At 64.7% G+C, this 22,403-nt stretch carries 26 protein-coding genes and 1 tRNA gene; 8 read left to right on the top strand and 19 right to left on the bottom strand.

What is annotated here, in order from left to right; translation table 11 throughout:
* Positions 1 to 4: 4 nt before the first annotated feature.
* The 11 genes from EF888_RS00540 to EF888_RS00490 all read right to left on the bottom strand — a co-directional run bounded on the left by EF888_RS00540 (position 5) and on the right by EF888_RS00490 (position 8,970).
* Positions 5 to 262 (bottom strand): hypothetical protein, encoded by a 258-nt coding sequence (locus EF888_RS00540; protein ID WP_109760657.1) that lies wholly within the window; start codon positions 260 to 262, stop codon positions 5 to 7.
* 125 nt (positions 263 to 387) lie between these two features.
* Entirely contained in the window at positions 388 to 1,086 is a 699-nt protein-coding gene (rplA, locus tag EF888_RS00535) for a 50S ribosomal protein L1 (RefSeq protein ID WP_109760658.1), read from the bottom strand.
* A 3-nt stretch (positions 1,087 to 1,089) separates the two neighbouring features.
* Positions 1,090 to 1,518: a 50S ribosomal protein L11 gene (gene rplK, locus EF888_RS00530; protein WP_109760659.1), complete on the bottom strand. Its 429-nt coding sequence runs from the start codon at positions 1,516 to 1,518 to the stop codon at positions 1,090 to 1,092.
* A 200-nt stretch (positions 1,519 to 1,718) separates the two neighbouring features.
* On the bottom strand, positions 1,719 to 2,252 hold the full coding sequence (gene nusG / locus EF888_RS00525; protein ID WP_109760660.1) for a transcription termination/antitermination protein NusG: 534 nt from the start codon (positions 2,250 to 2,252) through the stop codon (positions 1,719 to 1,721).
* A 145-nt stretch (positions 2,253 to 2,397) separates the two neighbouring features.
* Complete coding sequence (secE, locus tag EF888_RS00520) at positions 2,398 to 2,595, bottom strand: preprotein translocase subunit SecE (protein WP_109760661.1); 198 nt, start codon at positions 2,593 to 2,595, stop codon at positions 2,398 to 2,400.
* A gap of 82 nt (positions 2,596 to 2,677) precedes the next feature.
* Positions 2,678 to 3,058 (bottom strand): hypothetical protein, encoded by a 381-nt coding sequence (locus EF888_RS00515; RefSeq protein WP_109760662.1) that lies wholly within the window; start codon positions 3,056 to 3,058, stop codon positions 2,678 to 2,680.
* A gap of 98 nt (positions 3,059 to 3,156) precedes the next feature.
* Positions 3,157 to 3,232 (bottom strand) — tRNA-Trp (locus EF888_RS00510).
* Positions 3,233 to 3,282: 50 nt separating this feature from the next.
* On the bottom strand, positions 3,283 to 4,575 hold the full coding sequence (locus EF888_RS00505) for a tetratricopeptide repeat protein (protein WP_109760663.1): 1,293 nt from the start codon (positions 4,573 to 4,575) through the stop codon (positions 3,283 to 3,285).
* 145 nt (positions 4,576 to 4,720) lie between these two features.
* On the bottom strand, positions 4,721 to 5,896 hold the full coding sequence (tuf, locus tag EF888_RS00500) for an elongation factor Tu (protein ID WP_126918448.1): 1,176 nt from the start codon (positions 5,894 to 5,896) through the stop codon (positions 4,721 to 4,723).
* A 70-nt stretch (positions 5,897 to 5,966) separates the two neighbouring features.
* Positions 5,967 to 6,599: a hypothetical protein gene (locus tag EF888_RS00495; RefSeq protein ID WP_126918447.1), complete on the bottom strand. Its 633-nt coding sequence runs from the start codon at positions 6,597 to 6,599 to the stop codon at positions 5,967 to 5,969.
* Between the two features lie 73 nt (positions 6,600 to 6,672).
* A complete protein-coding gene (locus EF888_RS00490) occupies positions 6,673 to 8,970 on the bottom strand; it encodes a DNA topoisomerase IV subunit A (RefSeq protein ID WP_109759356.1) in 2,298 nt (765 codons plus the stop codon).
* Positions 8,971 to 9,245: 275 nt separating this feature from the next.
* Here EF888_RS00490 and EF888_RS00485 point away from each other — a divergent pair, with 275 nt between their 5' ends.
* The 6 genes from EF888_RS00485 (at position 9,246) to EF888_RS00460 (ending at position 13,235) form a co-directional block, all read left to right on the top strand.
* Positions 9,246 to 9,674 carry an SH3 domain-containing protein gene (locus EF888_RS00485; RefSeq protein ID WP_164721529.1) on the top strand — a complete coding sequence of 143 codons (429 nt, stop codon included), beginning with the start codon at positions 9,246 to 9,248 and terminating at the stop codon, positions 9,672 to 9,674.
* A gap of 63 nt (positions 9,675 to 9,737) precedes the next feature.
* Complete coding sequence (locus EF888_RS00480; protein ID WP_109759354.1) at positions 9,738 to 10,577, top strand: SDR family NAD(P)-dependent oxidoreductase; 840 nt, start codon at positions 9,738 to 9,740, stop codon at positions 10,575 to 10,577.
* 57 nt (positions 10,578 to 10,634) lie between these two features.
* Positions 10,635 to 10,838 carry a twin transmembrane helix small protein gene (locus EF888_RS00475; protein WP_109759386.1) on the top strand — a complete coding sequence of 68 codons (204 nt, stop codon included), beginning with the start codon at positions 10,635 to 10,637 and terminating at the stop codon, positions 10,836 to 10,838.
* A gap of 3 nt (positions 10,839 to 10,841) precedes the next feature.
* Complete coding sequence (locus EF888_RS00470; RefSeq protein WP_109759353.1) at positions 10,842 to 11,414, top strand: cob(I)yrinic acid a,c-diamide adenosyltransferase; 573 nt, start codon at positions 10,842 to 10,844, stop codon at positions 11,412 to 11,414.
* Positions 11,415 to 11,550: 136 nt separating this feature from the next.
* Complete coding sequence (locus EF888_RS00465) at positions 11,551 to 12,309, top strand: electron transfer flavoprotein subunit beta/FixA family protein (protein ID WP_109759352.1); 759 nt, start codon at positions 11,551 to 11,553, stop codon at positions 12,307 to 12,309.
* The gene (locus EF888_RS00460) at positions 12,309 to 13,235 is read left to right on the top strand and encodes an electron transfer flavoprotein subunit alpha/FixB family protein (RefSeq protein ID WP_109759351.1); all 927 of its coding nucleotides are present in this window, start codon (positions 12,309 to 12,311) and stop codon (positions 13,233 to 13,235) included. The genes EF888_RS00465 and EF888_RS00460 overlap by 1 nt, the downstream gene beginning before the upstream one ends.
* Positions 13,236 to 13,239: 4 nt before the next feature.
* On the opposite strand, the gene EF888_RS00455 is transcribed toward EF888_RS00460, so the two are convergent.
* Positions 13,240 to 14,109, bottom strand: coding sequence for a DUF6473 family protein (locus EF888_RS00455; RefSeq protein WP_126918445.1), 870 nt, complete (start codon positions 14,107 to 14,109; stop codon positions 13,240 to 13,242).
* 147 nt (positions 14,110 to 14,256) lie between these two features.
* On the opposite strand from EF888_RS00455, the gene EF888_RS00450 reads away from it, so the two are divergent.
* Positions 14,257 to 15,132 (top strand): 3-hydroxybutyryl-CoA dehydrogenase, encoded by an 876-nt coding sequence (locus EF888_RS00450; RefSeq protein WP_109759349.1) that lies wholly within the window; start codon positions 14,257 to 14,259, stop codon positions 15,130 to 15,132.
* Between the two features lie 4 nt (positions 15,133 to 15,136).
* Here the strand turns inward: EF888_RS00450 and EF888_RS00445 are convergent, their stop codons facing one another.
* The 6 genes from EF888_RS00445 to EF888_RS00420 are packed head-to-tail and all read right to left on the bottom strand — an operon-like array spanning position 15,137 to position 19,577.
* A complete protein-coding gene (locus EF888_RS00445) occupies positions 15,137 to 15,409 on the bottom strand; it encodes an HPr family phosphocarrier protein (protein WP_109759348.1) in 273 nt (90 codons plus the stop codon).
* Positions 15,410 to 15,416: 7 nt separating this feature from the next.
* Positions 15,417 to 15,806 (bottom strand): PTS sugar transporter subunit IIA, encoded by a 390-nt coding sequence (locus EF888_RS00440; RefSeq protein ID WP_109759347.1) that lies wholly within the window; start codon positions 15,804 to 15,806, stop codon positions 15,417 to 15,419.
* Positions 15,803 to 16,717 (bottom strand): RNase adapter RapZ, encoded by a 915-nt coding sequence (gene rapZ / locus EF888_RS00435; protein ID WP_109759346.1) that lies wholly within the window; start codon positions 16,715 to 16,717, stop codon positions 15,803 to 15,805. Before rapZ ends, EF888_RS00440 begins: the two co-directional genes overlap by 4 nt.
* Positions 16,707 to 17,141, bottom strand: a complete 435-nt coding sequence (locus EF888_RS00430; protein WP_109759345.1) for an HPr kinase/phosphorylase — start codon at positions 17,139 to 17,141, stop codon at positions 16,707 to 16,709. Before EF888_RS00430 ends, rapZ begins: the two co-directional genes overlap by 11 nt.
* 9 nt (positions 17,142 to 17,150) lie before the next feature.
* Complete coding sequence (locus EF888_RS00425; protein WP_109759344.1) at positions 17,151 to 18,872, bottom strand: sensor histidine kinase; 1,722 nt, start codon at positions 18,870 to 18,872, stop codon at positions 17,151 to 17,153.
* Positions 18,873 to 19,577 carry a response regulator transcription factor gene (locus EF888_RS00420; RefSeq protein WP_109759343.1) on the bottom strand — a complete coding sequence of 235 codons (705 nt, stop codon included), beginning with the start codon at positions 19,575 to 19,577 and terminating at the stop codon, positions 18,873 to 18,875. It abuts the gene before it with no gap.
* A 359-nt stretch (positions 19,578 to 19,936) separates the two neighbouring features.
* On the opposite strand from EF888_RS00420, the gene EF888_RS00415 reads away from it, so the two are divergent.
* Complete coding sequence (locus EF888_RS00415; protein ID WP_109759342.1) at positions 19,937 to 21,541, top strand: phosphoenolpyruvate carboxykinase; 1,605 nt, start codon at positions 19,937 to 19,939, stop codon at positions 21,539 to 21,541.
* Between the two features lie 44 nt (positions 21,542 to 21,585).
* Here the strand turns inward: EF888_RS00415 and EF888_RS00410 are convergent, their stop codons facing one another.
* Positions 21,586 to 22,353, bottom strand: coding sequence for a sulfite exporter TauE/SafE family protein (locus EF888_RS00410; RefSeq protein ID WP_109759341.1), 768 nt, complete (start codon positions 22,351 to 22,353; stop codon positions 21,586 to 21,588).
* Between the last annotated feature and the right edge of the window lie 50 nt (positions 22,354 to 22,403).

Below are 22,403 nucleotides of genomic sequence, written 5' to 3'. Positions count from 1 at the left end.
AAAGTTAACGCCGGTTCCGCCGCTTCCGCACGACCGCCTCGGACGGGATCAGGATCAGCGCCCCCGCCGCCCCGATGATCGCGTCGACGCCAGGCCGGCCGAACGACAAACCGAACATCACCTTGGCCATGAACAGAAGGATGACGCCGCCAAGGGCGATGATGATCGCCTGAATGACGCCGTGGTGCGTCAGATCCCATTTCTCGGCCAGGTAGGCGACGATCCCGCCGATCACCAGCGACCCGAAGAAGGAAAAGAACATCTGCGCGACTCCTCGTTTTGCGGCGCAGTCTAGACCGGCCGCTCCCCGTCGGAAAGCGGCCCGACCCGCAAACGAAAAGGGCAGGCGCTGCCGCCTGCCCTTTCCCTAAAGATGAACGATTCCGGTCAGTTGCCGGTGGCGCTCGCCACGTCGACCGACACGCCCGGACCCATGGTCGAGGACAGGGCGACCTTCTTCATGTAGGTACCCTTCGCGCCCGCCGGACGAGCCTTCGAGACCGCGTCGACGAACGCGCGAATGTTCTCGATCAGCTTGGCCTCGTCGAACGACGCCTTGCCGACACCGGCATGGATCACGCCGGCCTTCTCGGCCTTGAACTGGACCTGTCCGCCCTTGGCGGCCTCGATGGCCTCCTTGACGTCCATTGTCACCGTGCCGACCTTCGGGTTCGGCATCAGGTTGCGGGGGCCCAGAACCTTGCCCAGGCGACCGACGATCGGCATCATGTCCGGGGTCGCGATGCAGCGATCGAACTCGATCTTGCCCGACTGGACCGTCTCCATCAGGTCTTCCGCACCAACGATGTCGGCGCCGGCGGCCTTGGCCTCGTCGGCCTTGGCGCCGCGCGCGAAGACGGCGACGCGAACGGTCTTGCCGGTGCCGTTCGGCAGGTTGACCGTGCCGCGGACCATCTGGTCGGCATGGCGCGGGTCGACGCCGAGGTTCATCGCGATTTCAACGGTTTCGTCGAACTTCGCCGTCGCGTTGGACTTCACCAGGGCGACGGCATCCTCGACCGTAAGGTTCTCCTTGCCGACGAAGGCTTCGCGGGCGGAGGTTGTGCGTTTACCGAGCTTGGCCATGACTTATCCCCTCACCTCGATACCCATGGACCGCGCAGAGCCCAGGATGATCTTCATTGCCTGTTCGACGTCGTTCGCGCTGAGGTCCTTCATCTTGGCCTCGGCGATCTCGCGCAGCTGAGCGGTCGTGACGGTGCCAACGGTTTCCCGCGAGGGGGTCTTGGCGCCCGAAGACAACTTGGCGGCCTTCTTCAGGAGGTACGACGCCGGGGGCGTCTTGATGTCCATCGTGAAGGACTTGTCCTGGTAGTAGGTGATCACGGTCGGGCAGGGCGCACCCGGCTCCATCTCCTGCGTCTTGGCGTTGAACGCCTTGCAGAATTCCATGATGTTGATGCCGCGCTGACCCAGCGCCGGTCCGACCGGCGGGGAGGGGTTCGCTTGCCCGGCTTTTACTTGGAGCTTGAGTTGCCCCATGACTTTCTTGGCCATTGGCCGTCTCCTGTTTCAACGGCTTCGAAACGCGTTCCGAAACCTTTGGTTGACGTGGTCCGGTCCGGCGGTCGCGACCGCCTCGCCTCCCACGGAGGGTGCCGCCCCTTGGGCGACCGGCGGGGGATATCCGCACCCGGCCTGAAAAGCAAGAGCCGGAATTACCCGGCGCCCGAGACTTCCGAGCAAAAAGGTGAGCGTCAGCCGTTCTTCGAAACCTGAGTGAACTCGAGCTCGACCGGCGTCGCGCGTCCGAAGATCGACACCGTCACCTTCAGGCGCTGGTGGTCCTCGTCCACTTCCTCGACCGTGCCTTCGAAATCCTCGAACGGACCGTCGTTGACCTTCACCTTCTCGCCGATGTCGAAGCTGATCATCAGCTTCGGCTGGCTCTCGCCTTCCTCGACACGGTTGAGGATCGCGTTGACCTCGTCGTCCCGCATCGGCATCGGGCGACCTTGCGGGCCCAGGAAGCCGGTCACGCGGTTGATCGAGGTGATGAGGTGATAGCCTTCGTCGGTCATCTCCATCCGCACCAGGACATAGCCGGGCATGAAACGCCGCTCGGCAGTCACCTTCTTGCCGCGTCTGATCTCGATGACCTCTTCGGTCGGAACCAGCACTTCCTCGATCTGCTCCTGAAGACTGGCGTCCTCCACTGCATGACGGATCTGCTCCGCGACCTTCTTTTCGAAGTTCGACAGCACGCTCACGGAATACCAGCGCTTCGCCATGGGTCAGGTCCTCTTGCAGATGCGGCGAAAGCGCCGCCCGGAAATGAAAGCGGCGTGCAACAGGTGCACGCCTCTACAGGATCGCCAGATACCCGCATGGAACTCGGATGACAAGTCCCAAGGCCTCTGCGGTGCAGAGCGCCGTTCAGCCGAAGAAGGTGAGGATGCCCTTCAGGCCTTCACGGATGATCAGGTCGATGATGAGAAAGAAGGTGGCCGTCAGCATCGCCAGGATGAAGACCATCACCGAGGTCAGAACAACTTCGCGGCGCGCCGGCCAGACGACCTTCGAAATCTCGGCGCGTGCCTGCTGGGCGAACTGAAGCGGGTTTCTGGTAGCCATCTCGGGTCCTTTCGGCTTTGCGCGCAGATACGCTCAACCGACGGCCGGTTCAACCCCGCCCGTCGGTCGACGACCGGGACGCTCAGAACTCGAGCGTTTCCGACTCGGGGCGCGAACGGGCGCGAAGACGGCCAAGCGGCGTGTCGTCGGCCGGGCCATGCGCGGACGGCGGAGGAACGTCGAGGCTGCGGTCCTTCCGGCCCGTTTCGGCTGGAGCGAGCTTCTGCATGACCTCGTCGCTCGACACCCTGGGCCTGTTCTTTTCCTCGCGTTCTTCCAGCGACTTCTGGTAACCGAGAAAAGCGCATAGGAACGCAAGGATGCCGCCCACCACGAAGATGCGCGTGTCGGCAGGCTCGCCCGCCTGTACGACGAGGTTGTGAAGCCACCATGTCCCGGCAAGGGCGGTGCCAGCGAAGGCATAGAACCCGACGGGAGGCAGGAAGCTGAACATGCCGAGCATGTGGTCCTCCGTTGAAGATGAACGGAAGCCAATCATCCGAAACTGGCGAAATTGTGTCTCAATTCGCCAATTTAACGAGCACTATCAAGGAAGGTATTTGGCAGGGGCAGAGGGACTCGAACCCACGACCTACGGTTTTGGAGACCGTCGCTCTACCAACTGAGCTATACCCCTGCAGCGAGCGCCTGACTAAGCTGTCGCCGGACCGGAATCAAGCGGCTTCGTCAGTATTTCAGGCGAAGCTGGGCGGCTTCGACATACTTGCCTGCGCTGACGAGTTCGGTCGCGAAGGCACCGATCCGATCCGCCGGAAGACCGGCGGTGATCGCGCGGCCGAAACGCTCCAGTCCTTCGGCCGCGTGGCCGTCGTGGACCAGCGCGATGGCGATGTAGTAGTGCGCCCACGGGTCGTTCACACCCGTCGCGAGGCAGTTCTCGGCCGCAGCCCGCGCCGTCTCGAAATCCTTCAGCTCCAGCGCGATATAGCTCTTCATGAGGTGGTCGGTATGGTCCGCCCCGTCGAGGGCCAGCCCCCTGTCGATGACGGCCAGCGCCTCGAGGAACCGGCCGTCCACGGTCAGGGCATCCGCGTACCAGTAGAGAATGGCGTTGTTCGGTCCCAGCCGGGCATCCGCCTCCCGGTAGGTGTCGATCGCCTCGCTGCGACGCTGAAGCGCCATGAGCGAGAGGCCCTTCTCGATGTAACCGGAGGCGCGGTCGGGATAGGCCGCGATCATGCGTTCCGACTCTCTCAGCGCCTGCGCGTTCCGGTCGAGGTTCCTCAGCGCGATGATGCGATAGACCTCGGTGGCGAAGTCGCCAGGCGCATCTGCCAGAAGGTCGTTGAAGGCGGTCAGAGCAGCTTCGTTATCGTTCAGGCCGATCTTTGTACGGCCAAGACCGAAGCGCGCATTGACGTCGTCGGGGTCGATCCGCAAGGCGCCTTCAAAGGCCTCGGCCGCCCCCTGAAAGTCCTGCGCATCGAAAAGGCTCCACCCCAGTTCGCGAAGCGCCCAGATGTATTCCGGGTCGATCGACAGGGCAGCGCGCAGTCTCTCGCGCGCCTCCTCGGCGTCGACCTTGCCCGTGCGCCGACCCGTGCCGGCCGTGCCCGACAGGCCCTGGACCGACACGTCGATTGACAGAGACGTCGAGAAAGCCTCGTAGGCCGCAGCGTCGTCCTGAAGCTCCCACAAGGCCCAGCCGAGCCCATTCCATGCGTCGATCGAACGGGGATCGAGCTGCGTCGCGGCGCGATAACTCGATGCGCCTGCCTCGTGCTCGCCCTGCCAGGAGAGACCGTCGCCCCGCGCGACGGTCAGTTCGACCCGCTGTGCGGGCGTCAGCGCGGCGTCCGTCAGGGCCGCGTCGCAGGCTGCGACGATGCGATCGGGGCTTTCGGTGCGGGCAAGGCAGATCCGGGCCAGCGTCTCCTCGGAGGAAGTGACAAGCGGCTTTGCCGCCAGCGGACCGGCCGCGACGACTAAAGCGAGAACGCTGGTGCGCAGGATCGACATGGCCCGCTCCGACTGCGCCCCCGCACAGGATTCGGAACTGACGTTGCCACTGAAAAATGGCGGTTTTTGGGTCAGGACGGATGCAGTGCCCCTGATAGCAAAGGGCGGCCCATGGGCCGCCCCTTTCAATCACTTGTCGCGGAAGTTACGCGAGGATCTTCGAGACGACGCCCGAACCGACGGTGCGGCCGCCTTCGCGGATGGCGAAGCGCAGGCCGTCTTCCATCGCGATCGGCGCGATCAGCTCGACCGTGAACTTCAGGTTGTCGCCCGGCATCACCATCTCGGTCCCCGACGGAAGCTCCACCGTCCCGGTCACGTCCGTCGTGCGGAAGTAGAACTGCGGGCGGTAGTTCGCGAAGAACGGCGTGTGACGGCCGCCCTCGTCCTTCGTCAGGATGTAGACCTCGCACTCGAACTTCGTGTGCGGCTTCACCGAACCCGGCTTGCACAGAACCTGCCCGCGCTCCACCGCCTCGCGGTCGATGCCGCGCAGCAGCGCGCCGATGTTGTCGCCGGCCTCCCCGCGGTCGAGAAGCTTGCGGAACATCTCGACGCCCGTGCAGGTCGTCTTCTGCGTCGCCTTCAGCCCCACGATCTCGAGCTCGTCGCCCACGTTCACCACGCCGCGCTCGACCCGGCCCGTCACGACGGTGCCACGGCCAGAGATCGAGAACACGTCCTCGATCGGCATCAGGAACGGCAGGTCGATCGCGCGCTCGGGCTGCGGGATGTACTCGTCCACCGCATCCATCAGCTTCTTGATCGACTCGACCCCGATCTCGGGATCGCGGTCCTCGAGAGCGGCCAGAGCCGAACCCGCGATGATCGGGATGTCGTCGCCCGGATAGTCGTAGGCCGACAGAAGCTCGCGCACTTCCATCTCGACAAGCTCCAGAAGCTCGGCATCATCGACCTGGTCGACCTTGTTCAGGTAGACGACCAGCGCCGGAACGCCGACTTGGCGCGCCAGAAGGATGTGCTCGCGCGTCTGCGGCATCGGGCCGTCGGCCGCGTTCACCACCAGGATCGCGCCGTCCATCTGCGCGGCGCCCGTGATCATGTTCTTGACGTAGTCGGCGTGGCCCGGGCAGTCGACGTGCGCATAGTGGCGCTTGGCCGTCTCGTACTCGACGTGCGCCGTCGAGATCGTGATCCCGCGCGCCTTCTCTTCGGGTGCCGCGTCGATCTGGTCGTAGGCCTTGAACTCGCCGAACGACTTCGTCAGCGCCGCCGTCAGTGTCGTCTTGCCGTGGTCGACGTGACCGATCGTGCCGATGTTGCAGTGCGGCTTCGCGCGGTTGAACTTTTCCTTCGCCATTGCCCTTCTAGCCTCTACCTGGGTCCCAACTCGCGGGCCACGTATGGTATCGGTGGCGGAAAATCAAGCGTCAGTTGGCCGGCGCGGAGGCCCCGATGTCCTGCGTCGACAGGCTGTCGATCCGGGGCGCATAGGTCGCGGCGTCGTAGGGCACGCGGACCTGTCCGGGAACAGGCGCGAACCAGGCCTCGTTCTCGCGCAGCCAGTCCTCGATCTCGCGGGCGAGGCTCTCGGAAAGGTTCTCCAACTGTTCTTCGCCGGTGCGGACATAGCCCGACCCGATAACGGGGACTGCGTTCTTCAAACCTTCGCCCGCATAGAAGCGCTTCGGCTTGTCGTTCAGCTTCTTCTGCGTTGCGTTGTCGAAGACGGTGACGTCGGCGATCAGGACCGACTTCGGCGCATAGACGACGGGGATGCCGGGTTGCCCCAGAACCAGGCCGCCGACCACGATCCCCAGATGATAGAGACCGTCGCCGTCGTAGCGGCGAAGCCGTGCGGCCACCGCGTTCTGGACAGACGCCTCGATCTGGGTCTCGGTGAACTCGCGCGAGAAGGGACCCTCGGTGACTTTGTCTGCAATGGCGATGTTGTGCCCGAGGCGGAATTGCCCGATGGCGACAGGCGGCTGTGTCAGGTCTTCCTCCGGCGCGCAGGCCACAAGCGCCATGCACATGACCGCTGTCCTGATGATGCCTCGCATGACGATCCCCCAATCGCGCAGGTTTCCCGTCACCTATCGTGGAGCGCCGGTGGCGGCAACCGTCCGCGGCTTCTCAGGTGAAGCGGTTGTCCTGCGGAAAGCCCCTCGGCGCCATACGGCCAGCCGCGGCGCGGGCGCCGACCCATTCCTCGAGTTCGGTCACCGTGCGCGTGCGGCCCGCCGGGTCGAGCCAGCTCAGCCCATCGGCCAGCGTGAAGGTGCGGGCGTCCGACAAACCGCCGTCCTTGAACTTCTGGAGCCTCACACCCTTGCCGCGTCCCATCTCGGGCAGCTCTGATACCGGGAACACAAGAAGCTTCCGGTTCTCGCCGACCGAAGCGACATGATCGCCGTCGACGGGACGGCAGACGCGGGCCTTCACGTCGCCCTTGACGTTCAGCACCTGCCGACCGGCGCGCGTCTGGGCGACGACCTCGTCCTCGGGCACCACGAAGCCGTCACCGGCGTCCGAGACGACAAGACGCTTCGCTCCGGGACGATGCACGAACAGGGCGACGATGCCGGCCTCGTTCGGCAGGTCGACCATCAGACGCACGGGCTCGCCCATGCCCCGGCCGCCGGGAAGACTGGCGGCCGACAGCGTGTAGAAGCGTCCGTTCGCACCGAAGAGCAGAATCCGATCCGTCGTCTCGGCATGGAACATGTGGCGGGGTCCGTCGCCGTCCTTGAACTTGATGTCCTGATCGGGCGACAAATGCCCCTTCATCGCCCGGATCCATCCCATCTGCGAGCAGACGACCGTGATCGGCTCGCGCTCGATCAGCGCCTCCAGCGGCACGTCCTCGACCTCGATCGCCTCGCCGAAGGTGGTCCGCCGCGCGTCTCCGAACTGCTTCTTCACGGACCGCAGCTGGTCCGCGATGGTCGACCATTGCCGCCCTTCGTCCGCCAGAAGATCCTCCAGATCGGCGCGCTCGTGCGTCAGCTCGTCGAACTCGCGCCGCAGCTCGATCTCCTCGAGACGGCGCAGGGACCGCAGGCGCATGTTCAGGATCGCGTCGACCTGAACCTCGGACAACTCGCCCTCTCCGGGCGCGGGAGCGACATAATCCTTCTCCGAGGTCGCGCGGACGTGGTCCTTCGACCAGTCCTCACGCATCAGCGCCGCCTTGGGGTCGTCGTCATAACGGATGATGTCGATGACGCGGTCGAGGTTCAGGAAGGCGACGATGAAGCCTTCCAGCACCTCGAGACGGTGGTCGATCTTGTCGAGCCGGTGCCGCGACCGCCGGAGCAGCACATCGCGCCGATGGGCCAGGAAGGCGCGCAGCACCTCCTTCAGAGAGCAGACCTTGGGCGTCACCCCGTCGATCAGCACATTCATGTTCAGGCTGAACCGCGTCTCGAGATCCGAGTTACGGTAGAGCATCCCCATCAGCACTTCGGGGTCGATGTTGCGCGACCGTGGCTCCAGCACGATGCGGATGTCATCGGCGCTTTCGTCGCGGACGTCGGCCAGGATCGGGACCTTCTTGGTCTGGATGGTCTCGGCCAGCTTCTCGATCAGTTTCGACTTCTGAACCTGGTAGGGGATCTCGGTGACGACAACCTGCCATTGGCCTCGGCCCAGGTCCTCGACCACCCACCTAGCGCGCACGCGAAAGCCGCCACGTCCGGTGCGGTAGGCTTCGGCGATGACCTCGGGTGTCTCGATGATCGTACCGCCCGTCGGGAAATCGGGGCCGGGCACCATCTCGATCAGCGTGTCGTCGCGAACGAGGTCGCTGTTCTTCGCCTTCGCAAGATGGATGCAGGCGTCGCACAACTCACCGATGTTGTGCGGCGGGATGTTCGTCGCCATGCCGACGGCGATGCCGGAGGAACCGTTGGCCAAGAGGTTCGGCAGCGCTGCGGGCAGGACGATGGGCTCTTCGAGGGTGCCGTCATAGTTCGGCCGGAAGTCGACAGCGTTCTCGTCGAGACCGTCGAGCAGCGCCTCGGCCACGGCCGTCAGACGCGCCTCGGTGTAGCGGGAGGCGGCGGGGTTGTCGCCATCGATGTTGCCGAAGTTGCCCTGCCCGTCGACGAGCGGATAGCGGACGTTGAACTCCTGCGCGAGGCGCGCCATCGCGTCGTAGATCGCGCCGTCGCCGTGCGGGTGATAGTTGCCCATGACGTCGCCCGAGATCTTCGCCGACTTCCGGAATCCACCGGTCGAACTGAGTCGCAATTCGCGCATGGCGTAGAGGATTCGGCGATGCACCGGCTTCAGACCATCCCGCACATCCGGGAGGGCGCGATGCATGATCGTCGACAGCGCGTAGGTGAGGTAACGCTCCCCGATCGCGCGGCGCAGTGGCTCGGCCAACTCCACGGGCTCGATATTGGGGTCATCCGACTTGACGGTCATAGATGCTGTATTAGCGGCGTGAGTCTCGGCGGTAAAGCGGCGCCTTGCACGAAAAGCACACCGGAACTTTCCCCCTAACCGGACGTTCTGCCGGACATATACTCATCTGTGGACGGGGTGTATGCCCGGCCAATTCCTTTGGGGGGAAGCAAATGTTGTACAAGCTGTCCGCGGCCACGTTGGCCGCATTCGTTGCCGTTCTCCACTTTGCAGGGGACGTTCCAGGTCCCGAAGTCGCCCGCGCATCCAATGCGTCCGATGCGACCGGCCTGAGTTTGGCCGCCTTCAGCCTGTCTCCCGAAACCGAAAAGACCGTGCGGCGCAATTCGTCTTTGGTGTCAGAAGAAGAAGCTGTGCGCCTCGCCCTGGAAGCCGGCGCCCGCGTCAGGTCGGAGCGTGAGATCGCCCCGCTACGCGGCGCGGTCGCCAGCGCCGTCGCCGACACCGGCGACACCATGACCGACGCCGACCCGGTCGGTGACCTTGTGCCATCCGATAAACTGGCGGGCTGGGTTGTCACCGGGGACAGCGTCAACCTGCGCAATGGTCCCGGCACCGGCAATGCCGTTGTCGGCCAGGTGGTCCTCGGGACCAAGGCCGACGTCCTCGATTCGAAGGACGGCTGGCACCTGATCGAAACCGCCGACGGTGCGTCGTCCGGCTGGATCTTCGGCAAGTTCCTCGACGAACGTCAGCCCGGCTGAACCAGCCGGATTGACTTGCCGCGCCTTGCACGGCCATGTCACCGCCACCCAGGGAGGCGAGACATGGCCGGACAGCGCAAGACCATCCTCATCACTGGCTGCTCTTCGGGCATCGGCTATGATGCCGCGCACGGGCTTTCGAGCCACGGCTGGCGCGTGTTGGCCACGTGCCGGAAGCCTGCAGACTGCGCTCGGCTGGAAGCGGAAGGGTTGGAGAGCTTTCCTCTCGATTACAGCGACGAGGACAGCATTGCCACCGCCGTGGATGAGACACTCTCGCGCACCGGCGGCACGCTCGACGCGGTCTTCAACAACGGCGCTTTCGGCATCCCCGGCCTTCTCGAAGACATGCCGCGCGACGCGCTCCGCTCTATCTTCGAGACGAATTTCTTCGGCCAGCACGACCTGACGCGGCGCCTGATCCCCACGTTCCGCGCCCAGGGACGCGGGCGCATCCTGATGAATTCATCCATCCTCGGCTTCGCCGCGCTGGCCTGGCGCGGGGCCTACAACTCCACCAAGTTCGCGATGGAAGGGTGGGCCGACACCCTGCGGCTCGAGATGCGCGGCACCGGGATACACGTCATCCTGATCGAGCCGGGACCGATCACCTCGGAGATCCGCCGGAAGTCCATTCCGCATTTCGAACGATGGATCGATCCCTCGGCCTCGGCCCGCGCCGCCGACTACGAGCGCCGCCTGAAACCGCGGCTCTACAACGCCGGCAAAACGCCCGACCGGTTCGAGTTGCCCGCGCGCGCCGTGACCGACGCTGTCGAGGCGGCACTCGTCGCAGCGAAGCCGCGCGCGCGCTACAGGATCACCACGCCAACCAAGCTTGCCGCTCTCGGCAAGCGTCTGCTGCCAACGTCGCTTACGGACGCGATCCTTAGTCGCGCCTGAAGCTCTTCGCTTTCCCCCGACGATGGCCTAGGTGAGGAACAAAGGAGAGCGCCCATGCTGATGCAAGATCCGCTGTTCATCGTCGTCATCGTCGCGGTTCTCGTGGTGGCAGGTATCCTTCTGACCGGCATTGGGGGCTTCGCCAAAGGCGGCGACTTCAACCGCAAGCACGCCAACCGCATCATGCGCTACCGCATCTATGCCCAGGCCGTCGCGATCGCGCTGATCCTCGCCTTCGTGCTGATCCGGCGCGGAGGCTGACGCATGGTCGTCCTGAACAAGATTTACACCCGGACCGGTGACGGAGGAGAGACGGCGCTCGTCGACGGCACCCGCGTTCCGAAGCACGCCCTCCGCGTCTCGACGTACGGCACGGTGGACGAGTTGAACGCCACGCTCGGGGTCGCTCGACTTCACGCCTCGGGCGAGGCGGACGCTGGGCTGTCGCGAATCCAGAACGACCTCTTCGACCTTGGCGCCGACCTCGGGCGGCCCGATCCGGAGAAGGACGCCGACGCGGGCTATCCGGTGCTGCGCATCGTGCCCTCGCAGGTCGACCGCCTGGAAGCCGAGATCGACGCCATGATCGCGCGTCTCGAACCGCTGCGGTCCTTCATCCTTCCGGCAGGCTCCGCGCTCTCGGCGCACCTCCATGTCTCGCGCACCGTTGCGCGCCGCGCCGAACGCCTCGCGACCGAACTCGCCCTGTCCGACAGGGTCAACGAGGCCGCGATCCGTTACCTGAACCGGCTGTCGGACTGGTTGTTCTGCGCCGCGCGGATCGCCAACGACGAAGGCCGCGCCGATGTGCTGTGGGTTCCGGGAGCCAACCGCTAGCGATGTCCACATGTGATTCCCGACGATGTTGCAGGAAACGCGGCGTCCTTGGCCTCTGTCGCGTCGATTTTGACCTGTCGTCCATGGCGAGGCTTCGCTAAACCCGCCGTGACCGAAGAAAAGGGAGTTTGCGCAGATGAAGGTGCTCGTGCCTGTCAAACGCGTGATCGACTACAACGTGAAGGTCCGCGTGAAGGCGGACGGAAGCGGCGTCGATCTGGCGAACGTCAAGATGTCGATGAACCCCTTCGACGAGATCGCCGTCGAAGAGGCGATCCGCCTGAAGGAAGCCGGCAAGGCCGAGGAGGTCATCGCGGTCTCCATCGGCGTGAAGCAGGCGCAGGAAACGCTGCGCACCGCGCTGGCCATGGGCGCCGACCGCGCCATCCTGATCGTCGCGACCGATGACGTTCATACCGACATCGAGCCGCTTGCCGTGGCCAAACTTCTGAAGGCGGTGATCGACGAAGAGCAGCCGGGTCTCGTCCTCTGCGGCAAGCAGGCCATCGACAACGACATGAACGCCACCGGCCAGATGCTGGCTGCGCTGACCGGCTGGTCTCAGGCGACCTTCGCCTCCGAGGTGAAGATCGAGGGAGACCACGCCATCGTCACGCGCGAGGTCGACGGAGGACTTCAGACCATCAAGGTCACGATGCCTGCGATCGTCAGCGTCGACCTGCGCCTGAACGAGCCGCGGTACGCCTCGCTGCCGAACATCATGAAGGCGAAGAAGAAGCCGCTGGAAGAGAAGACGCCGGCCGATTACGGCGTCGACGTCGCACCGCGGCTTCAGGTGGTGAAGACGACCGAACCCGAGACGCGCAAGGCTGGCGTCATGGTGCGAGACGTCGACACGCTTGTGGCAAAACTCAAGGAAGCGGGGGCGATCTGATGGCAGTTCTACTTCTTGCCGAGGTGACCGACGGCCAATTGAACATCGACGCCACCTCGAAGGCCGTGACTGCCGCCAAGGCGCTCGGCGACGTGACCGTCCTTTGCGCCGGGGCCTCGGCCTCGGCAGCGGGTGAAGCGGCGTCGAAGATCGACGGCGTTTCGAAGGTGCTGGTTGCCGAGGATCCCTCGCTCGGGCATCGCCTGGCCGAACCGACCGCCGCCCTCATCCAGGGTCTTGCGGGCGACTACAGCCATATCGTCGCGCCCGCGACCACCGACGCGAAGAACGTCATGCCGCGGGTCGCCGCTCTTCTCGACGTCATGGTGATCTCGGACATATCGGGCGTGGTCGACGGCGATACCTTCGAGCGGCCGATCTATGCCGGCAACGCGATCCAGACCGTCAAGTCGTCGGACGCGACCAAGGTGCTGACCGTCCGCACCTCGACCTTCGACGCCGCTGGCCAAGGCGGATCCGCTCCGGTTGAGACGATCTCGGCGGCCGCCAATCCCGGCCTGTCGGAATGGCTCGAGGACAAGGTGGCCGCCAGCGACCGTCCCGAGTTGACCAGCGCCGGCATCGTCGTCTCGGGGGGGCGCGGCGTGGGATCCGAGGAGAACTTCGAGCTGATCGAGAAGCTGGCCGACAAGCTGGGCGCCGCCGTCGGCGCGTCCCGCGCGGCGGTCGACTCGGGCTATGCCCCGAACGACTGGCAGGTGGGACAGACGGGCAAGGTCGTGGCCCCGGCCCTCTACGTGGCCGTCGGCATCTCCGGCGCGATCCAGCACCTTGCCGGGATGAAGGACTCGAAGATCATCGTCGCGATCAACAAGGACGAAGAGGCGCCGATCTTCCAGGTCGCCGACTACGGACTCGTGGGCGACCTCTTCACCCTCGTTCCCGAGCTGATCGAAAAGCTCTGAGGCGTCACGCCGTCGACCGGGTCCGCGTCTGTCGCGGGCCCGGCGAATTTCTCACCCGCGCAATCTCCTCCGCCAGCCGCTCCGCCGCCGCCGAGTGCTGCGCGCCGCCCGGCAGCGCAAGGGCCGCATCCGTCTCGACCGCCCGAAACAGCTTGCCCACCATCCGTGCCCGCGGCGAGGTATCCTCAGCCACGACCTCGACCAAGCCCGCGATATCGGGCGTCAGCGCGTCCAGCATGGCTCGATCGACGAAGGCGGGCTCTATGCCGTCCGACAGACGTCCCGGCTCCTCCGGCCGCCGATCCGACATCCACAGCAGGATGACCTTCGTCCCGATCGTCTGCACGATGCGACGCATCCGCTGGACCCAAGCCCATTTCAACTCCTGCACGACGGCATCGAAAGCGGCAGGCGACCGCGAATGAAGCGTCGTCAGAAGGTGCCCCGTGAAGTTGATCTCCGAGAAATCGACGTCGGGAAACATCTCTCTCAGCGGAGGCGACACGGCCAGGAAGCGGTCGTTCCGCCGCGTGTGGACGCTGTAGAGCCTATTCGACATGTTCTGCGCTCCCAGAACCTGAAGCACCGTCACCTCCGCTTGCGCGGCCGCGTCGAGTAGCCACCTTTCCTGCGCGAAAAGCGACAGGCCGGCTTGGCTGACGCCGAGGTTCAGCACCTGCGTTCCCAACCAGTCGCTCAGAAGAGATGGATAGGGGTGTTCGACATAGCGCCCGAACGTCTCGGTCCCGCCGAGGACGGCGACATAGGGACGGTCGAGGCAGCACAACGGCCCGCGAAACCGCAGCCGCGTGCCGTCATAACGGCACCAGCCGTAATCAAGCGGGTCTGCGATTTTCTCTGTCTCGTCCGCCACGTCGTCCACCCTGCAAAAGACACGGTTTCCGCATGTTTCGACCGAAGGCCTTGAGATACCCCTAAAGTTCAATTTTTACCTATCCCCCGCCCTTGCACGGGGTTCCAGCAACCGCCTATGGTCGCCTTGGCAACGACAGGGCGCGACATGGATATCAAGACAGTGGGCGTGGTCGGCGCAGGCCAGATGGGCAACGGCATCGCGCACGTCTTTGCGCTGGCGGGCTATGAGGTCATCCTCAACGACATCGACCGCGCAACCCTGGACAACGCGCTCAAGCTGATCGACGCCAATCTCAAGCGTCAGGTCTCGCGCGACAGGATAACCGAGGAGACGGCGAAGGCGGCGATGGACCGCATCTCGACCACCATGACGCTGTCCGACCTCGGCAAGACCGACCTCGTGATCGAGGCGGCGACCGAGCGCGAAGCGGTCAAGTCTGCGATCTTCGAGGAGCTCGTCCCCCACCTGGGGCCGGACACCATCCTGACGTCGAACACCTCATCCATATCGATCACGCGCCTCGCAAGCCGGACCGACCGGCCGGAAAAATTTATGGGCTTCCACTTCATGAACCCCGTGCCCGTGATGCAGCTTGTCGAGCTGATCCGCGGCATCGCCACGGACGAAAAGACCTATAACGCCATGAAGACCGTCGTCGACCGCTTGGGCAAGACGTCGGCCACCGCCGAGGATTTTCCCGCCTTCATCGTGAACCGCATCCTGATGCCGATGATCAACGAGGCCGTCTACACGCTCTACGAGGGCGTGGGTTCGGTTCAATCCATCGATCAGGCGATGAAGCTGGGCACCAATCACCCGATGGGGCCGCTCGAGCTGGCCGACTTCATAGGGCTCGACACTTGCCTCGCGATCATGAACGTGCTGCACGACGGGTTGGCCGACACCAAGTACCGCCCCTGCCCGCTTCTGACGAAATACGTCGAGGCCGGTTGGCTGGGCCGCAAGACCGACCGCGGCTTCTACGACTATCGCCAGTCGCCGCCGGTTCCGACCCGTTAGAGTCTCACATACCTTCGCCGAAGCAGTCCGCGACCAGAGCCTCTATGGCATCGGCCAGTTCCTCGGCCTGAGTGCCGGTCGTCTCCACGTCGATCTTCGTCCCGCGCGAGGCCGCCAGCATCAGAAGTCCCATGATGCTGTCGCCCGAGGCGGACAGACCGTCCTTCGACACCTCTGCCGAGGCGTCGAATTCCTCGACCAGTTCCACCAGCTTCGCCGACGCGCGCGCGTGCAGACCCTTTTCGTTGACGATGGTCAGTGTGCGAGAGACGCCCACGACCGACTCACCCCTCGCCTTCGAAGCAGTCGATGTACTTCCGACCGGCTGCGAGCGCCGCGTTCACCGCCGTCGACAGCGGCTTGTGCCGTGTCTTCGCCAGCTTGATGAGCATGGGAAGGTTCGCGCCGTAGAGGATCTTGCGGTCGGCCGGGTTGCACGCCAGCAGCGACAGGTTCGACGGCGAGCCGCCGAACATGTCGGTGACCACCACGACCCCGCTTCCGGTGTCGACGCTGTCGGCGGCTGCACAGATCTCGGCCTGCTTGGCGGACCTGTCATGGTCGGGCTCAATCGAGATCGCACGCATGCCGGATTGCTTGCCGACCACATGCTCGACCGCGGCCAAGTATTCCTGGGCCAAACCCCCGTGAGCCACGATCACGATACCGATCAACCCGATTTCCCTACAGACGGCGACGGTTCCAATCCTCGTCGCTCAAGTTCCCGATGACGAGTTGACACCTGCCACCCGTTGTCCGCAAGGGCCTTTGCAAGTCTTTCGGCCACGGTAACCGACCTGTGTTGCCCGCCCGTACACCCCAGACCGACGGTCAGATAGGTCTTGCCTTCGTCCTTGAAGGCCGGGAGCAGGCTGATGACCAGTTCCGACACGCGACGGAAGAAGTCGCCGAACCGCGGATCGTCTTCGACGAAGGCTGCGACCTCCGGGTCGCGACCGTCAAGTGCGCGCAGCGCCGGTTCCCAGTGCGGGTTGGCAAGGAAACGCACGTCGAAGATCATGTCGATGCCGCGCGGCAGGCCCTGCTTGTAGCTGAAGCTCTCGACCGAGATCGCCATCATGCCCTCGACGCCCGGCCCGAAGCGGCGTTCCACCTCGGCGCGCAGATCGTGCGGCGACATGTCCGAGGTGTCGATCAGGTGGTCTGCGCGCGCACGGATCGGCGCCAAGAGCTCCAGTTCGCGCTCGATGCCGATCTCAGGCGTCTCGGACGGCGCCATCGGATGCCGTCGACGCGTCTCGGAATACCTCCTGAGCAGCACATCGGCCCGGCAGTCGAGGTACAGCACCTCGGCCTGAGCGGACTCTGACGCGGTGATCCGGTCCAGCACCGCCACGACGCCATCGACCGAGAAGTCTCGGTTTCGCACGTCGATCGCGACGGCGAGGGGCGGCATGGCGGCGGACCCGCCTAGCACACGGTCGAGAAGCGAGATCGGCAGGTTGTCGATGGTCTCGAAGCCGAGGTCCTCGAGCACATGGGCCGTGGTGGTACGCCCCGCGCCGGAGGCGCCGGTCAGCAGCACGACGCGCGCGGGAATCCCAGAGGGACGTTCAACTGTCATGGACGAGTCCGCCAAGAAGCAACAGTCGCAACATAGAGGGGAATGCCGCACTCTCAACCATGTGGATCAGCGGCAAGCGGACACCGGCAATCACGGTCTCGTGCAGCGGAGGCAGGCGCTCCTCCTCGACGGTGTCGAGATCGACGACCGCTCGCGCCACCGCTCGGCACGTGGGCACGCGCAGAAGGCCCAGACCCCGCGCTTCGATCATGCCTGTCGTCGCATCGGGCGAGGCAAGCGTCAGACTGCCCTCGGTCGGCGTTGCGATGACGCGGTCATCCGCGACGAGGGTCGCGCCGAGACCCAGGAGCTGAAGCGCCAGCGTCGACTTGCCCGATCCCGCCATGCCCCGGATCAGAAGTCCGGCCGTACCGAAGGCGACCGCCGTGGCGTGCAGGATGACCGGGCCGGACGGCGCGGACATCGTCGGCGCTCAGACCGGAAGGCCGACGACGAAGCGTGCGCCCAGGGGTTCGGAGGTGACGTCGGCGTCGGTCGGACGAATGTTCTCAGCCCAGATGACGCCGCCGTGCGCCTCGACGATCTGCTTCGAGATGGCAAGACCGAGGCCCGAGTTGTTGCCGAAGTGGCTGACCGGGCGTTCGGTATAGAAGCGGTTGAAGATCTTGGTCAGCGCCTGTTCCGGAATGCCGGGGCCGGTGTCTTCGACGACCACCAGTACGCGGTTCTCGCGCTTTCGGACCCAGACCCGGATCGCGTCGCCGTCCTCGCAGAAGCTGATCGCGTTGGTGATGAGGTTCACGAAGACCTGCGCCAGCCGGCTTTCCAGACCTTCGATCACGATGGGGTCCTTGGGCAGGTCGGCGATGAAGTCGACGCCCTTCTCGCGCGCCTCGTTACCAAGGTAGTCGGCCAGGTTGCCGATCATCTTGAGGAGGTCGAAGGGGGCCTCCTCCTCCTTCACAAGTTCGCTGTCCAGGCGCGAGGCGTTCGAGATGTCGCTGACCAGCCGGTCCAGCCGCCGCGTGTCATGCTCGATCACGTCGAGGAGTTTGGTCTTGTGGTCGTCGCGCTTGGCGAACCGCAGGGAGGCGACCGCGGAGCGCAGCGACGCAAGCGGGTTCTTGATCTCGTGCGCTACGTCGGCCGCGAACTGTTCGTTCGCGTCGATCCGGTCGTACAGAGCCGTCACCATGCCGCGCAGGGCGCCGGACAGCCGGCCGATTTCGTCGGGCCGCGCGGTCAGGTCGGGAATGCGCACCCTTGCCGGGGCAAACTTGCGCGCGTTCTTCTCGCGCCCGATCTCGGCGGCCGCTGCGAGGTCGGACAGGGGATTGGCGATGGTGGACGCCAGCACCAGGCTCAGTCCCACGGAAACGAGGATCGCGATGACGAACATCTGGAGGATCTGCTCGCGCTCGGCCCGAACCAGACCGTCGATTTCTCCCGCGGCACTTGCCATGGCGACGGCCCCGATGGCGCTGTCGCCCTGGACGATAGGCGTCGCGACCGCGAAGATCGTGTTTCCCTGAAGGTCGGTCGAGCTGCGGACCTGGGTGCCGTTCAGAAACGACTCCGCGACCAGGCTTTTCACAAGCGTCGCGTCGTGCGTGGCGACCTCCACCCTCTCGCCGCTCTTGCCAAAGACCCAGGCCACGCCACCCCACAAGGTGTCGAGGAAATCGGTGATCATGGTCGACCGCTCGGCCGGACGCATGAGGTTGTTCGACGGCGACGGCCGCGCCTCGGCAGAAGCGATGACCGCGCCCGAGGCATCGAAGACGAAGACCGACGCCATGTGCGGCAAGGGCAGCGCCTCCAGCCGATCGTCGATCGTTCCCCCCGCCCCGGTCTCGAGCCCGATCACCATGTCGTCGGCGCTGCCGCTTCGCAGGAAGCCCGCGATCAGCTCGGCCTCGGCCACGATGGCGTTCTCGCGCTGATAGACGAGGCTGTCGCGAAACGGGTTCAGGAACAGCACGCCCGCGACAAGGACGAGGATGGCCAGAAGATTGAACGTGATGATCTTCCGCGCCAGGGGCGACCGGTTCATGGCGATGACGCCACGCCGGTCCCTCTTGGCACGCGCCACACTCTCGGCGGCCGCGTCGGCACCAATCCAGTCTTCTCCCAGGACCACGTCGCCGTGGCCTGCCGGTTTGGCACCCTGCATGTTGACCCCCGCGGCGGTCATCTATTCTTCGTTGTAGCGATACCCGATGCCGTAGAGCGTCTCGATCGCCGAGAAGTCATCGTCGACCATCCGCATCTTCTTGCGCAGCCGCTTGATGTGGCTGTCGATGGTGCGGTCGTCGACATAGACCTGGTCGTCGTAGGCGACGTCCATAAGCTGATCGCGGCTCTTGACGAACCCCGGACGCTGCGCGAGCGCCTGCAGAAGCAGGAACTCGGTCACCGTCAGCGAGACGTCCCGGCTCTTCCAGGTCACCGAGTGACGCAGCGGGTCCATGCGAAGCTCGCCCCGGACCATGACCTGTGCCTGGTCGATCTCGCCGCCTTCGCCGTCGCCGGCGATGACCTCTTGCCGACGCAGAAGCGCGCGGATGCGTTCGACCAGCAGGCGCTGCGAGAAGGGCTTCTTGACATAGTCGTCGGCCCCCATCCGAAGGCCCAGAACCTCGTCGATCTCGTCGTCCTTCGAAGTCAGGAAGATGACCGGCATCGACGTCTTCTGACGGACGCGCTGAAGCAGGTCCATCCCGTCCATGCGGGGCATCTTGATGTCGAACACGGCCATGTCCGGCAGCTTCTTGTTGAAGGCGTCGAGGGCGGCCTGACCGTCGTTGTACGTCTCGACTTCAAAGCCCTCTGCCTCGAGGGTCATGGAGACCGACGTCAGAATATTCCGATCGTCGTCGACCAGCGCGATCCTGGACATGCGTTGTTCCCTTTACTGCTCATGTACGCCTTATTGTTGGCGCATTATACGGTGTCATTTTTCAGGCATAATCATGTCTGGCCTAGGGTAATTCAACAATAATGTGCGAATCATCGCCATTCGCCACACACACTCAACGGTATTTTCCTTTCTGTCTGGCTAATTTGTCTCAGTTGTGGCGACGACCTGCCGACACCGGACACATGGTGGCGCTAACCGGCGAAATCGTTGATTTTGTTGGCGCTAACTGCCCGATTGCTCGCTGTTCACATCCTAGTGGATGGGTCTATATCGCCTGAGAGACCCGGAGGCGTCCCCCGACTCCCCGGATCCCCACTGGCGAGAAGCGGGAGGAACCGATGACTAAAGGGCGCGTCAATCCGGAGCGAACACTCGAGCAACAGGGCATCACGGGATTGGGCGAGGTGCATTACAACCTCCTCGAACCGGCCCTCGTCGAGCAGGCCATCCTCCACGGCGAGGGCACACTGGGCAAAGGCGGGGCGCTTCTCGTCACCACCGGCAAGTTCACCGGCCGCTCGCCCAAGGACAAGCACATCGTCCGCACGCCGTCCGTCGAGGACCACATCTGGTGGGACAACAACGCGCCGATGGAGCCCGAGGCCTTCGACCGCCTCTACGACGACATGATCGCGCACATGAAGGGCCGCGACTACTTCGTGCAGGACATGTACGCCGGAGCCGATGCGAACTACCGCCTCGACGTCCGCCTCGTGACCGAGCTCGCCTGGCATTCGCTCTTCATCCGCCACATGTTCCGTCGCCCCGAACGCGACGAGCTCGACACCTTCGAGCCCGAATTCACCGTCATCAACTGCCCGACCTTCAAGGCCGATCCCGCGCGCCACGGCTGCAGGTCCGACACCGTCATCGCGATGAACTTCGACCGCAAGCTGATCCTCGTCGGCAACACGGAGTACGCGGGCGAGAACAAGAAATCGATCTTCTCGCTCCTCAACTATCTTCTGCCCGAGAAAGGCGTCATGCCGATGCACTGCTCGGCGAACCACGCCAAGGGCAATCCGGTCGACAGCGCGATCTTCTTCGGCCTGTCCGGCACCGGCAAGACCACCCTCTCGGCCGATCCCGACCGCATCCTCATCGGTGACGACGAGCACGGCTGGTCCGACCGCGGCGCCTTCAACTTCGAGGGAGGGTGCTATGCCAAGACCATCAGCCTGTCGCCCGAGGCCGAGCCCGAGATCTATGCCACCTGCTCGATGTTCGGCACGGTGATCGAGAACATGGTCTTCGACGAGGAGACCCTGGCTCTCGACTTCGAGGACGACAGCCTGACCGCCAACATGCGCTGCGCCTATCCGCTCGACTACATCTCGAACGCCTCGAAGACCGGCCTCGCCGGGCATCCGAAGAACGTCATCATGCTTACCTGCGACGCCTTCGGGGTGCTGCCTCCGATCGCCCGCCTTACCCCCGCGCAGGCGATGTACCACTTCCTGTCCGGCTTCACCTCCAAGATGGCCGGCACCGAGCGCGGCATCACCGAGCCGCAGCCCGTCTTCTCGACCTGCTTCGGCGCGCCCTTCATGCCGCGCCGCCCCGAGGTCTACGGCAAACTTCTGCGCGAAAAGATCGCCAAGCACGGCGCCACCTGCTGGCTCGTCAACACCGGCTGGACCGGCGGCGCCTTCGGCACTGGCAGCCGGATGCCGATCAAGGCCACCCGCGCGCTGCTGTCCGCCGCGCTGAACGGCTCGCTCGCCAACGTCAAGTTCCGCAAGGATCCAAACTTCGGGTTCGAGGTTCCGGTCAACGTCGCCTCGACGGCGGTGCCCGACATCCTGCTCGACCCGCGCCGGACCTGGGATGACGCATCCGCCTACGACCGCCAAGCGAAGAAGCTGGTCGAGATGTTCGCCGAGAACTTCACGCAGTACGAAGAGAACATCGACGACGACGTCCGCGCCGTCGCCATCGGCTGAAAGTCAAAGCGCGTCGCGGTGAAACACCTGCGACGCGCCCGCTCCTACCCCAGCACTCCGCGCCGGATCAGGTTCAGCCCCGCGAACGCCAGCACAACCAGCACGACCGTCCGGAACTTCTGCTGGTCCAGCTTGTCCTGAATCTTGACCCCAAGCGTCATTCCGATCAGCGCCGGCGCCAGCAGAAGGAACGACAGCGTCGCACCATCGCCAGCCAGCACTCCCGACTTCAGGTGAGCAAGCGTCAGTACCACCGCGCCAGAGGCATAAACGATGCCCTGTACCCGCACATGCTCGGTCTTCGGCGTGTCGAGAGCGGTCAGATACATGACCGTCGGCGGTCCCCATGTCCCCGAGAACCCGCCAAGCGTGCCCGCGACGAAGCCCACGCCGACCTCGGTCGCGCGCCGGTTCTGAGGACTGACCCTGGGCTTCCATCCCGCCAGCATCATCAGCGTGAAGCCCGTGATCGTCAGCCCGAGGATGGTGAACATCAGGCTCGTCGACACCTGCGTCACCAGTTGCGAACTGACCGCGATTGATATCAGCGCGATAGCGAGGAAGCGCCAGTGCGCCCGCGCCGACGTCAAGGCCGCCCCGATCCCTTGCCGGAACGCCTGCCAGAGGTTCGTGACAAGCGTCGGAAGGATCAGCCCTGCGAGCGCCAGCTCAGGCGACAGAAACGAGGCGAGGCTCGACACGAGGATCAACGGCATCGCGAAACCCGTCATGCCCTTGATTAGCCCCGCCAGAAGCGCGAAGCCCACGGCGAGCGTCAGCGAAAAGGCGTCGAGATGCGCAAAAATGTCCATCGTCCCGCAGTCCTAGGCGAGGCAGCCTCGCGCCGAAAGGCAAATCGATA

Origin of the sequence: Silicimonas algicola (assembly GCF_003970735.1) — a bacterium.
In the GTDB taxonomy this organism is placed as follows: domain Bacteria; phylum Pseudomonadota; class Alphaproteobacteria; order Rhodobacterales; family Rhodobacteraceae; genus Silicimonas; species Silicimonas algicola.
This window is presented reverse-complemented; position numbering and strand designations above follow the sequence as displayed.

Coding starts and splice junctions, on each gene's coding strand:
- EF888_RS00430 (WP_109759345.1), bottom strand. CDS start 17,141: ATGTCCGCGCCGTCCGGCCCGGTCATCCTGCACGCCACGGCGGTCGCC.
- EF888_RS00425 (WP_109759344.1), bottom strand. CDS start 18,872: ATGACCGCCGCGGGGGTCAACATGCAGGGTGCCAAACCGGCAGGCCAC.
- EF888_RS00410 (WP_109759341.1), bottom strand. CDS start 22,353: ATGGACATTTTTGCGCATCTCGACGCCTTTTCGCTGACGCTCGCCGTG.
- rplA (WP_109760658.1), bottom strand. CDS start 1,086: ATGGCCAAGCTCGGTAAACGCACAACCTCCGCCCGCGAAGCCTTCGTC.
- EF888_RS00480 (WP_109759354.1), top strand. CDS start 9,738: ATGGCCGGACAGCGCAAGACCATCCTCATCACTGGCTGCTCTTCGGGC.
- EF888_RS00450 (WP_109759349.1), top strand. CDS start 14,257: ATGGATATCAAGACAGTGGGCGTGGTCGGCGCAGGCCAGATGGGCAAC.
- EF888_RS00420 (WP_109759343.1), bottom strand. CDS start 19,577: ATGTCCAGGATCGCGCTGGTCGACGACGATCGGAATATTCTGACGTCG.
- rplK (WP_109760659.1), bottom strand. CDS start 1,518: ATGGCCAAGAAAGTCATGGGGCAACTCAAGCTCCAAGTAAAAGCCGGG.
- EF888_RS00495 (WP_126918447.1), bottom strand. CDS start 6,599: ATGCGAGGCATCATCAGGACAGCGGTCATGTGCATGGCGCTTGTGGCC.
- EF888_RS00415 (WP_109759342.1), top strand. CDS start 19,937: ATGACTAAAGGGCGCGTCAATCCGGAGCGAACACTCGAGCAACAGGGC.
- EF888_RS00490 (WP_109759356.1), bottom strand. CDS start 8,970: ATGACCGTCAAGTCGGATGACCCCAATATCGAGCCCGTGGAGTTGGCC.
- EF888_RS00505 (WP_109760663.1), bottom strand. CDS start 4,575: ATGTCGATCCTGCGCACCAGCGTTCTCGCTTTAGTCGTCGCGGCCGGT.
- EF888_RS00470 (WP_109759353.1), top strand. CDS start 10,842: ATGGTCGTCCTGAACAAGATTTACACCCGGACCGGTGACGGAGGAGAG.
- secE (WP_109760661.1), bottom strand. CDS start 2,595: ATGGCTACCAGAAACCCGCTTCAGTTCGCCCAGCAGGCACGCGCCGAG.
- EF888_RS00515 (WP_109760662.1), bottom strand. CDS start 3,058: ATGCTCGGCATGTTCAGCTTCCTGCCTCCCGTCGGGTTCTATGCCTTC.
- rapZ (WP_109759346.1), bottom strand. CDS start 16,717: ATGACAGTTGAACGTCCCTCTGGGATTCCCGCGCGCGTCGTGCTGCTG.
- EF888_RS00460 (WP_109759351.1), top strand. CDS start 12,309: ATGGCAGTTCTACTTCTTGCCGAGGTGACCGACGGCCAATTGAACATC.
- EF888_RS00540 (WP_109760657.1), bottom strand. CDS start 262: ATGTTCTTTTCCTTCTTCGGGTCGCTGGTGATCGGCGGGATCGTCGCC.
- tuf (WP_126918448.1), bottom strand. CDS start 5,896: ATGGCGAAGGAAAAGTTCAACCGCGCGAAGCCGCACTGCAACATCGGC.
- nusG (WP_109760660.1), bottom strand. CDS start 2,252: ATGGCGAAGCGCTGGTATTCCGTGAGCGTGCTGTCGAACTTCGAAAAG.
- EF888_RS00465 (WP_109759352.1), top strand. CDS start 11,551: ATGAAGGTGCTCGTGCCTGTCAAACGCGTGATCGACTACAACGTGAAG.